The sequence below is a fragment of the Fulvivirga kasyanovii genome (genome assembly GCF_009711405.1).
Taxonomy (GTDB): domain Bacteria; phylum Bacteroidota; class Bacteroidia; order Cytophagales; family Cyclobacteriaceae; genus Fulvivirga; species Fulvivirga kasyanovii.
In genome coordinates this window covers 379-5,476 of the sequence record NZ_SMLW01000320.1, presented here as the reverse complement: position 1 = coordinate 5,476, position 5,098 = coordinate 379, and the positions used below count along the sequence as shown (strand labels likewise).

The window sequence follows — 5,098 nt, the reverse complement described above, 5'->3', positions numbered from 1 at the left end:
CAGTTATTCTGGGCTTTTTCTTGTATAAAAAGAAAGATGCTGAATTTCCTTTCCCAGGTATTACACTGTTGTTTATTTCTTTTATACTGTCATGTGGACTTACTCATTTGGTTGATGCCGTCATTTTCTGGGAACCGGTATACAAGCTCAGTGCTGTAATGAGGTTTATAACAGCTACAGTGTCTATAGGGACTGTTTTTGCCCTCATCAGGGTGGCTCCGAAGGTGATGCAGTACAAAAGCCCTCAGGAGCTGGAAAAGATTGTAGAGGAGCGTACTGATGCCCTAAAACGTGCCAATGAGAAGTTGGCGACAGAGATCAGGGAGAAAGAGGCAGCAAAAACGGAGAGCAGGCTGCTGCTGGAGTCACTGCCCATTATCGCCTGGATCACTGATGCCAAAGGGGAGTCCATCTATGTCAACGGACGTTGGAAGGAATACACCGGCCTGGAGTCTAACGACGATGAGAGCTGGCGTAAAGTTGTACATCCTGATGACCTCGAAGCAGGAGAGAAGCTATGGGGGCATTGCGTAGAAACGGGCGAAGATTTTATCATTGAGCAGCGGTTGGCTGCTAAAGATGGCCATTATGAATGGTTTCTGATCAAAGCCATGTCAGTAAAAGACGATAGCGGCAGGATCATAAAATGGATAGGTACCGATACCAACATTCATGAGCAGAAGCAAAGTGAACATAAAAAGGATATCTTCCTCAATATAGCCAGCCATGAGCTTAGAACGCCGCTAACCAGTATAAAGGCTTATCTGGAATTACTCAGGGAAATCATTGGGGAGCAGAAGTATGAGCCAGTGCCTTCATATATAGATAAAGCTTACCGAAGTGCTGAAAAACTTAATGCCCTGATAGCCGAACTTCTGGATGTATCCCGGATCCAGTCCGGTAAGGTGATGCTGAATATCGAGGAGTTTGACATTGATGAACTGATCCAGGAGGTAATAGAGATTGCACAACACGAATGCCCGACCCATGAAATTGTATTTGAAGGAAGAGTGAGCCTGAAGGTACTGGCGGATAAGGACCGTGTGGAACAAATTATAAACAATCTGCTGTCCAATGCCATCAAATACTCCCCAAAAGCGGATAAGGTCATTGTACGGACCATGACTACTGATGAGCATGTGCAGGTAGATGTGGTAGATTTTGGTGTTGGTATTCCTGCGGATGAGCAGGGTAAGTTATTTGACCAGTTTTACCGCTCCTCTGATGCTGCCCGAAGTGCCAATGGGCTGGGTATGGGACTTTATATATCTCAGGAGATAGCAAGACAGCATGGAGGGGCTATCAGGGTCAGTAGTGAACCGGGGCATGGAGCCACATTTTCGCTCATACTGCCTTTGCCGGACAGGAGTTGATGTACTCTGTAAATCCCTCTACACCTTCAAGTGAAGATTTCTCAGGGAGTGTTTCATGACTACTGATGATACTGAAACTGCCGTCTGTTTCAAGCACTACCGCGTCAATTTCTGCCACAGAGCCATGGCCACGTGATCTTATAGCTGCTTTTACTTCGGATCTTGTTACCCGCTTATTTTTCATTCTCTCTTCAATGAACCGGCCGTGCATGAAAATAATGGATGGTTTGGACTTGACCATTTTCCTGAACCAGGCAGAACGTACCGAAAGCCAGGTGACTACAAACTGAAGCACAACCAGCATCACAAATGCCATCACAGCTTCTGCCACGGAAACATCTTTGGAGAGTAAGGCCGTTGCAAAGGTTGATCCAAAAGCCACAGTTACTACAAAATCGAAAGAGTTCCACTTAGAAAGCGTCCTTTTACCGGATATTCTTAGTAAGAGGACAAGGCAGGCATATACCATTACACCTGCCAATACTATCCTCAATACTTCGCTTTTGGTAGCAAATAGTATGTCTTCCATAATTTAACTATGCGCTCTGGTACAGGCTTACATTGAGCTCTGATTGTCCTCTTGCCTGTTCATTAATTCTTCCTTTATGGATTTGTGTTCGTCGCTGATCATTTGCTGTTGGCTTTTGATCTGGTCTAGTTCATTGCTTATTTCGCTGTGGCCTTGTTTCATTTCAGATATCTGGGCCTGAAACTCTTCTTTGGTTACCTGGTCACGTTTATTGGAGAACTCTTTATGATTTTTGAAAATATCCCTGTTTTTCTCTAGTGTGACCTGCTGGTTTTTCAGTACCACCTCATGTTTTGCCAGTTTTTCAAGCCATGCCGTATCCACGTCGCTCATGGACTCCAACTGTTGGGTCAACTGTCCGTGTGATTGCCTGACGGTGTCCAGGGCTTCTGCGAGGTTGCTGTTGCGTTTTTCCAAAGTATCAGATTTTTGCAGCAACTTTTCATATTCTGTTTCTGATTCATTTGACCCACCACAGTTGGCCAAAAAGATCATTAATAATAATGCCAGATATAAATTTAACTTTTTCATTATTGATAGTCGTTTTTAGTTTAAAAGAGAATTTCAAAAAGGGCCTCCAGTAGTTTCCATACGGCAAGCAAAACGGCCACAGTAATTAAAACCAGTACTATTACGGATGTAATCAGCAAACCCTGGCCGGAGCCTGTATGTTTGCCTTCTTCGTAATGCTCTTTCAGCAGCCGTACGTTACGCTCGTTAGCCCTGAAAAACATGTCAAATACGGTACCTACCACCGGAATGGCTCCCATAATGGCATCCAGAGTAGCATTGATCATCATTTTGATCACCAGTTTCCGGCTGGCTCCGTGGTTATACATGGTATAGATCAGCACTCCGGAAACGAAGTATGTAGCTACATCACCCAGTACGGGTATCAAGCTTAGTACAGGGTCTAGGCCAAAACGTATTTTTGTTCCTGGTATGGTGAACTTCGAATCCATCAACCGGGACACCTTTTCCACCCACCGCAGTTCCGGTTTATTGGTTTTTGTTTCTATTACTTCTGGTTCTATGGTTATCGTTTTCATTCAGGTTGTTTTCATTTATAAAGCTCAGCCACACATAGCGCAGCTAGCTTCCTACTACCTCGCCTCCGTTGATATGAATGACCTGTCCGGTTACATAGCTGGAGTCCTCAGAAGCCAGGTAAACATATGCCGGGGCTACTTCCGAAGGTTGACCGGCTCTGCCTAGAGGAGTGTCCGAACCGAATTCACTTACCTCATCAAAAGTTGAAGGTATCAGTGGTGTCCATATAGGGCCGGGAGCTACTGCATTGACATTGATGCCTTTGGAGGCCAGATTTTTAGCCAGCGACCGCGTAAATGAGGTAATGGCACCTTTGGTGGAAGAATAATCCAGCAGGTGGCTGCTGCCGCGGTAGCCTGTTACCGATGTTGTGTTGATGATGTGCGAACCCTTCTTCAAGTGCGGAACCACCTCTTTAGTGATCTGGAACATTGAAAAGATGTTTGTCTTAAAGGTATCAGTCAACTGCTCCATGCTTATTTCTTCTATGGAATCTTTGGGATACTGTACCGCAGCATTATTCACTAAAATGTCAATGGAGTCAAAGTGCTCCACAGTTACCCGCACTATCTTTTTGCAAAACTCCGGATGCCGGATATCTCCTTCCAAAAGCAGGCAACTGCTTCCTTCTTCCTCTACCATATGTTTTGTTTTTAGTGCGTCCTTATCCTCCTTAAGGTACACAATAGCGACCTGCGCACCTTCACGGGCGAAGTGGACGGCTACCGCGCGGCCAATACCACTGTCGCCACCGGTAATCAGGGCCACTTTATTCTGAAGTTTATGACTTCCTTTATATGACTCGCGAATGATCTCAGGCTCAGGAGTCATTTCATGCTCTTTGCCCGGCTGCTCTTTTTGGCTTTGTTCCGGGAATTTGGTTGGTTTAGACATAGTTGTTACAGATTATGTGATTAAATCTCTTATGCTGATATCGCGGGCAAATCTTTTAGATTTTCAGCTTGCCTTTAACCCCATCGTCTTCATAATGCCCGGATACCGAGGAAGCAGCAATTTTGAACAGGGATACCAATTTGTTGTGCTTGGTGTCCCAGTAATAGGCATCTTGCGGAGAAACCCTAAGCAGCATCAGGTTTGGATCATCCTTACCCTCAAACCAGGCACTGACCATTGGGTGCCAGAGTTCATCTATTTTATCTTGCTCCCGGGATAGGTGGGCAGTTCCGTAGATGGACAAAAACTCCGTTTTGCCCGGATGTCCATACATTAATTGAACTCTATTATCTTGTTGAATATCAGTGTATTGTAGGCTGTCCTTGGAATTAAAGAACCAGATATTACCGGTATCGTCTACCTGCAAGGTTTGCATGGGCCTGACATTAAGGGGTAAATACTCCAGGTTGGTGGCCAGCATACAGGTTTTAACATCATCTATCAGCTCCTTGAGCTTTTTAAGCGCCTCTCTATGTTCCAGATTTTCAGTACTCATAGCTTATATAGTTAGTTGTAATGTAGTATTATGATTATTGAGAAACAGCCACCCTTACATTCAAGGATGGCTGACAGAATTGGTTTTAATAAGGTAAACCGGCATAAGATAATTTATGCCGGAGTTTTATTTCGGTCACGCCCGCCGGGCCAAATGCATGATTAATCCTATTACCAGAAGTACCAGGAATATATAAAAGATTATTTTTGCAATTGAAGCCGCACCCGCTGCTATACCTCCAAAACCGAAGATCGCAGCTATCAGGGCGATTATTAAGAAAATTACTATCCAACGTAACATAGTTTTAAGGTTTTAGTGATTAGAACTTGTTTATTTACATAAGGGTAAATATCCTGCCAATGCCATTTTTGGCTTAAATAAGCAGTTTAAGTGTACCTAGCTGTAGAAATGTTGCCCCGGAATTGGGAATGTTTGGTGTTTATTATGATGTTATTTGTGCTTTGCTAAACTGACGTTTGGTAAACCTTAAAGTTTATCTTCTGCCTAACTGAAGAAATCCCACATCTTAAAGGCTTACATCTTCTTGATTAATTAAGAAGGGCTACACCTTTTGGAACCACTGAAAATTTGTGGAGTTGAATCGATCCGTAAATAAAGCATGATGTGAGTTTACTACCGAAGATCAGTAAACTCGCTTATTGTTATTTTTTAATGAATTTGATGCCACTTAAAAAG

At 43.7% G+C, this 5,098-nt stretch carries 7 protein-coding genes; 1 reads left to right on the top strand and 6 read right to left on the bottom strand.

The genetic code is table 11. The features are described 5' to 3' along the window. Positions 1-1,373 (top strand): PAS domain-containing sensor histidine kinase (locus tag E1163_RS02825; protein WP_155169247.1); only part of this gene is annotated, 1,373 nt, incomplete at its 5' end. Here E1163_RS02825 and E1163_RS02820 read toward each other — a convergent pair. The 6 genes from E1163_RS02820 to E1163_RS02795 all read right to left on the bottom strand — a co-directional run bounded on the left by E1163_RS02820 (position 1,345) and on the right by E1163_RS02795 (position 4,702). After that, the gene (locus E1163_RS02820) at positions 1,345-1,902 is read right to left on the bottom strand and encodes a DUF421 domain-containing protein (protein ID WP_155169245.1); all 558 of its coding nucleotides are present in this window, start codon (positions 1,900-1,902) and stop codon (positions 1,345-1,347) included. The genes E1163_RS02825 and E1163_RS02820 overlap by 29 nt on opposite strands. 27 nt (positions 1,903-1,929) lie before the next feature. Next, on the bottom strand, positions 1,930-2,433 hold the full coding sequence (locus E1163_RS02815) for a hypothetical protein (protein ID WP_155169243.1): 504 nt from the start codon (positions 2,431-2,433) through the stop codon (positions 1,930-1,932). Positions 2,434-2,453: 20 nt separating this feature from the next. Then, complete coding sequence (locus E1163_RS02810) at positions 2,454-2,951, bottom strand: DUF4112 domain-containing protein (protein ID WP_155169241.1); 498 nt, start codon at positions 2,949-2,951, stop codon at positions 2,454-2,456. Positions 2,952-2,994: 43 nt separating this feature from the next. Beyond that, a complete protein-coding gene (locus E1163_RS02805) occupies positions 2,995-3,846 on the bottom strand; it encodes an SDR family oxidoreductase (RefSeq protein ID WP_155169239.1) in 852 nt (283 codons plus the stop codon). A gap of 55 nt (positions 3,847-3,901) precedes the next feature. After that, positions 3,902-4,402, bottom strand: a complete 501-nt coding sequence (locus E1163_RS02800) for a pyridoxamine 5'-phosphate oxidase family protein (protein WP_155169237.1) — start codon at positions 4,400-4,402, stop codon at positions 3,902-3,904. Positions 4,403-4,537: 135 nt separating this feature from the next. Then, the gene (locus E1163_RS02795) at positions 4,538-4,702 is read right to left on the bottom strand and encodes a DUF1328 family protein (RefSeq protein WP_040495052.1); all 165 of its coding nucleotides are present in this window, start codon (positions 4,700-4,702) and stop codon (positions 4,538-4,540) included. Positions 4,703-5,098 lie beyond the last annotated feature (396 nt).

Excerpts from the sequence above, each read along its gene's own strand:
- E1163_RS02795 (WP_040495052.1), bottom strand. The coding sequence starts at position 4,702 with ATGTTACGTTGGATAGTAATTTTCTTAATAATCGCCCTGATAGCTGCG.
- E1163_RS02820 (WP_155169245.1), bottom strand. The coding sequence starts at position 1,902 with ATGGAAGACATACTATTTGCTACCAAAAGCGAAGTATTGAGGATAGTA.
- E1163_RS02805 (WP_155169239.1), bottom strand. The coding sequence starts at position 3,846 with ATGTCTAAACCAACCAAATTCCCGGAACAAAGCCAAAAAGAGCAGCCG.
- E1163_RS02815 (WP_155169243.1), bottom strand. The coding sequence starts at position 2,433 with ATGAAAAAGTTAAATTTATATCTGGCATTATTATTAATGATCTTTTTG.
- E1163_RS02800 (WP_155169237.1), bottom strand. The coding sequence starts at position 4,402 with ATGAGTACTGAAAATCTGGAACATAGAGAGGCGCTTAAAAAGCTCAAG.
- E1163_RS02810 (WP_155169241.1), bottom strand. The coding sequence starts at position 2,951 with ATGAAAACGATAACCATAGAACCAGAAGTAATAGAAACAAAAACCAAT.